The sequence below is a fragment of the Mycobacterium sp. 1165178.9 genome (assembly GCF_001673555.1).
Taxonomy (GTDB): domain Bacteria; phylum Actinomycetota; class Actinomycetes; order Mycobacteriales; family Mycobacteriaceae; genus Mycobacterium.
The window spans coordinates 1-4,416 of the sequence record NZ_LZMB01000354.1; the positions used below are offsets into that span (position 1 = coordinate 1).

General features: G+C 68.0%; 5 protein-coding genes and 1 pseudogene. All 6 read right to left on the minus strand.

Annotated elements, in window-relative coordinates; all coding sequences use genetic code 11:
- Window positions 1-243: pseudogene (locus A5652_RS15415) on the minus strand (glutamine synthetase); the annotation flags it as partial.
- Window positions 244-262: 19 nt separating this feature from the next.
- Window positions 263-814: an alpha/beta hydrolase gene (locus tag A5652_RS15420; protein ID WP_067352916.1), complete on the minus strand. Its 552-nt coding sequence runs from the start codon at window positions 812-814 to the stop codon at window positions 263-265.
- 129 nt (window positions 815-943) lie between these two features.
- The gene (locus A5652_RS15425; RefSeq protein ID WP_067352921.1) at window positions 944-2,449 is read right to left on the minus strand and encodes a cobyric acid synthase; all 1,506 of its coding nucleotides are present in this window, start codon (window positions 2,447-2,449) and stop codon (window positions 944-946) included.
- A 10-nt stretch (window positions 2,450-2,459) separates the two neighbouring features.
- Window positions 2,460-3,317 (minus strand): type I methionyl aminopeptidase, encoded by an 858-nt coding sequence (gene map / locus A5652_RS15430; RefSeq protein WP_067352924.1) that lies wholly within the window; start codon window positions 3,315-3,317, stop codon window positions 2,460-2,462.
- A gap of 163 nt (window positions 3,318-3,480) precedes the next feature.
- Window positions 3,481-4,065, minus strand: coding sequence for a DUF1707 domain-containing protein (locus A5652_RS15435; RefSeq protein ID WP_067352926.1), 585 nt, complete (start codon window positions 4,063-4,065; stop codon window positions 3,481-3,483).
- Window positions 4,066-4,138: 73 nt separating this feature from the next.
- Window positions 4,139-4,416, minus strand: a 278-nt coding sequence (locus A5652_RS15440) for a penicillin-binding transpeptidase domain-containing protein (RefSeq protein ID WP_255361842.1), incomplete at its 5' end; no start/stop codon positions are given.

Consider the following 4,416-nt stretch of genomic DNA (forward strand, 5'->3'; position numbering starts at 1 on the left):
GCCGCCGACGGTGTTCATGTCGACGTCGACAGCGAGCAGATAGCCGCAGCACTCGGCGCCGTGGGTGGCCACGTCGCCGACGAACAACCGCGCGTCGATCCGCTTGCCGACCAGACGGCCCTGCATGTCGGCGAACGCCACGATGACGATGTCCACCTCGCCGGTGCCGACCAGTCGTTCGAGCGCGGTCAACGACAACATCGCGGCGTTCGGCTCGGTCACAGCACTTTCTTCACTGGCCATGACCGTAGTCAACCAGGCGCTACCAGGTACTGGTGCGCAAAATGATCTCGGCGGCCAGCTGCGCCGTCGACTCCTGCACGCTGCGCCGCCCCAGGTGCACCACCCGGTATTCGGCGTAGACGTAGCGCTGGCTGGCCTGGGCCACCGCCCGCGCGGCCGGCGAGCTGACCAACACGGTGGTGCCGATCTCGACGGGCGGGCAGTGCCCATCGGTGATGGCGCCTTCGTAATCGGCGGCCTGCGGATGGCCGCGATCGATTACGACCAGTCCGACGAAACGGCCCAGCCGGGTTGCCGTCAGTTCCCACGCGAGTTCGGCGCCGGCGCGGTCGCCCATCACCACGGCCCACCCGATGCTCAGCGCGTCGAGGATGCCGATCACCGACTTGGGAGTCAAGCGCGGATCGAAGCCGATCACGACCGTCCGAAGCGAGGCGGTGTGTAGGCGCTCGCAGACGGCGTCATACGCCGCCGGGATGCGGTCCTCGTCACCCAATATGACAACGACCACGCCGGCCTCCGGGCCGGCTACAACCACCGGCACGGGGAATCCGTCCAGCGTGGTCATCATCGAGGACACCCCAGCACGCTACAGCCAAACGGCATGCGAGCGCGATGATTCTGGGCATTTAATACAGGGACTTAACTTTTTGACCGCGCCGTCAACGGCGACATTCGAGCCGGCATCGCAGCGAATGGCTTACGGCCGCAAGCGACTTGCGAGATGCGGCCGCTGCGGCGGTGGACCGTCAAGCAGCCTGAGAATACCGTCGATGTCGAGATTTGACGCCAGCAGATCTGCGGCGAGGTCGAGCTGGGCATCGCGGCGCGCGGCGACGTTGACGTCGCCGACCACGAAGCCGCTGCGGCCGGCCGCCTCGGCGACCCCGCGGAGCCACGCGCGCCGGAAATCGTCGTTGTCGAGCAAGCCGTGCCAATGGGTCCCGAAGACCGCTCCGCGCACCACGCCCTGCGGATGCGGCTCCGCACCCGCCGCGAACCAGCTCTGTTCGGCGCAGCGGGCGACCCGCCCGTGATGGATCTCGTAGCCGGTGAGCGGGTGCTGCCAGCGACGCAACGTCTTGTCGGGATGAAAGGCGATGTCGACGTCCAGCAGCCCGAGCCCGGGCACGCCTGCGGTCGCGGATTCCACCGGATCGTCTAGGCGACTGCACAGCATCTGGAATCCACCACAGATGCCCAGCACCGGCTTGCGGGCACGAGCGTGCGCGCAGATCGCGTCGGCAAGGCCGTGATCGCGCAGCCAGGACAGGTCGGAGACCGTGGCCTTGCTGCCGGGTATGACGATCAGGTCGGTGTCGGTGAGGTCGGCGGGGTCGGCGACCCAGCGGACCAGCACACCCGGCTCGCAGGCCAGCGCCTCGACGTCAGTGGAGTTGGAAATCCGGGGCAGCCGGACGGCGGCCACCCGCAGCCACTGGTCACCACGCGGGGGCGCGGGCATGCCGATGACGCGCCGCGCGACCACCGACAGCGAGTCTTCGGCGTCCAACCACAGCTCGTCGGCGTACGGCAACACGCCGTAGGTCGGGCGGCCCGTCATGTCATGCAGCTGACGCAACCCGGGTTCGAGCAGCGCGGGGTCACCGCGAAACTTGTTGACGATGAAGCCGGCGACCAGGGCTTGGTCGTCGGGTTCGAGCACCGCGATAGTGCCGAACAGATGCGCCAGCAGGCCGCCCCGGTCGATGTCCCCGACCAGGACCACCGGTAGATTCGCGGCCCGGGCCAGACCCATGTTGGCCAAGTCGGTGGCGCGCAGGTTGATCTCGGCGGGCGAACCGGCCCCCTCACAGATCACCGCATCAAATTCTGCGCGCAGGCAGGTCAATTCGTCGAATACGATGGAGGCCAGCCGATCGCGATGCCGCACATAGGTTTTCGCGCTGACCGAGTCGGCGACCCGGCCCCTGATCACCAGCTGCGAGGTGCGGTCACTGCCCGGCTTGAGCAGGATCGGGTTGAATCGCACGCTGGGTTCCAGTCCCGCCGCGCGCGCCTGGATCGCCTGGGCGCGGCCGATCTCACCGCCTTCGACGGTCACCACCGAATTGTTGGACATGTTCTGCGCCTTGAACGGGGCAACGCGGACGCCGCGGCGGGCCAACAACCGGCACAGGCCCGCCACCACCACCGATTTCCCGGCGTCGGAGCTGGTGCCCGCGACCAGCAACGCTCCGGTCATCCGGGAAACGTCATGGCAAGGTGAGGATTTCGACGCCGGTGTCGGTGACCAGCAGGGTGTGCTCGAACTGCGCGGTCCACTTGCGGTCCTTGGTGACCACCGTCCAGCCGTCGTCCCAGATCTCGTAGTCCAGACCGCCGAGGTTGATCATCGGTTCGATGGTGAACGTCATGCCGGGTTGGATGATGGTGGACACCGACGGCTGGTCGTAGTGCAGGACGACCAATCCGTTGTGAAACGTGGTACCGATGCCGTGGCCGGTGAAGTCACGAACAACGTTGTAGCCGAACCGATTTGCGTACGATTCGATGACGCGGCCGACGACCGAGAGGGCACGACCGGGCTTGACGGCGTTGATGGCGCGCATCGTCGCCTCCCGGGTTCGCTCCACCAACAGCCGGTGTTCTTGCGCGACATCGCCGGCCAGGAAGGTCGCATTGGTGTCGCCGTGCACCCCGTCGATGTAGGCCGTGACATCGATGTTGACGATGTCGCCGTCGGCGATCACCGTCGAGTCGGGGATCCCGTGGCAGATGACCTCGTTGAGCGACGTGCAGCACGACTTCGGGTAGCCCTTGTAACCCAGCGTCGAAGGATAGGCGCCGTGGTCGACCATGTACTCGTGGGCGATCCGGTCCAGTTCGTCCGTGGTGACCCCGGGTGCGACGGCTTTGCCCGCCTCCACCAGAGCGCCGGCCGCGATCCGGCCGGCCACGCGCATCTTCTCGATCACCTCAGGGGTCTGCACCCACGGCTCGCTGCCCTCTTGGGCCGTCGGCTTCCAGGCGTACTCGGGGCGCGGGATGCGGCTGGGCACCGGCAGAGTCGGGGACAACTCTCCGGGCGCGAGTGCGGTGCGAGCGGACATGGCGCCAGCTTAATCGCAGGCCGCGCGACCCGGCCGCGCGTCGCGGCGGGCGGGTGCACCCCCCGCGCGAAGCGCCGAGGGAGCATCGGCGGCGTTCAGTGAGTCGTCACGGCGGGAATTCGCACGTTCCCGCCTCCAACACACCCTCGAGGCCCGCCGCCGATCAGAACCGCTGGCGGCGCAGCAGCGAACGGCGCGGTCCCCGGATGATCACCGAGCCGCACACGACCCGGCCGGTCAGCACCACGTGGGGCCTGCCCTCACCGGGCGGGTCTTTGCGGCGGTCGCTGGCGCTTCCCACGTACACCTCGACGTCGTCGATCGAGGCGCTTGCCCCGTCGGGCAATCGAATCTCCACCGAACCCAACCTCATGTCGAGTTCGATGACCACCACCGGTCCCGCGAACCGGGCCTTGGTGAGGTCGAGTTCCACCGAGCCCAGGCGGCGGACCAGGGCCAGACGGGTGGGCACCGTCCATTCGCCGTGCCGCTTCAGCGAACCGGCCCAGCCCCGCAGTTCCACCCGGTCGGCCGCGGAGGTGACGATGGCGCCGGGTCCCGGCAGATCGCCGACCAAGCCGTCCAATTCGCCGCGCGTGCGCGCATAGGACACCTGTGACGAGCGCTGCTCGAACTCGTCGATATCGATCAGCCCGAGCGCGACCGCGTTGTGCAGTCGCCGCATCGTGCCGTTGCGGTCGGCGTCGGAGACGCGCAACGCCACCATGTCGCCGCCGGAATCCGTCATGTTCGCAATTTACCGCTGAAGCGGACCGGGGGCGCTACGCCGGATAGCGCCGGCCCGCTGCGCCCCCATCGGTCTAGGCCAGGAAGTTCGGCGGCAGGGTTTCGAACATGAACTTGGTCATCCGGACCGCCCACTCGGAGCTGCCGCCCCCCACGATCAGCGAGGCGAAGGCCAGGTCGCCGCGGTATCCGGCGAACCAGGAGTGCGATCCGCCCGGGAACTCCGCCTCCCCGGTCTTTCCGTAGATGTCGCCGCAGCCGGCGATCTCCTTCGCGGTGCCGTTGGTCACCACCAGACGCATCATCGGGCGCAGCGCGTCGATCATCTTCGGGCTGATCGGCGTGGTGTCGC

Excerpts from the sequence above, each read along its gene's own strand:
- map (WP_067352924.1), bottom strand. The coding sequence starts at position 3,317 with ATGTCCGCTCGCACCGCACTCGCGCCCGGAGAGTTGTCCCCGACTCTG.
- A5652_RS15420 (WP_067352916.1), bottom strand. The coding sequence starts at position 814 with ATGATGACCACGCTGGACGGATTCCCCGTGCCGGTGGTTGTAGCCGGC.
- A5652_RS15425 (WP_067352921.1), bottom strand. The coding sequence starts at position 2,449 with ATGACCGGAGCGTTGCTGGTCGCGGGCACCAGCTCCGACGCCGGGAAA.
- A5652_RS15435 (WP_067352926.1), bottom strand. The coding sequence starts at position 4,065 with ATGACGGATTCCGGCGGCGACATGGTGGCGTTGCGCGTCTCCGACGCC.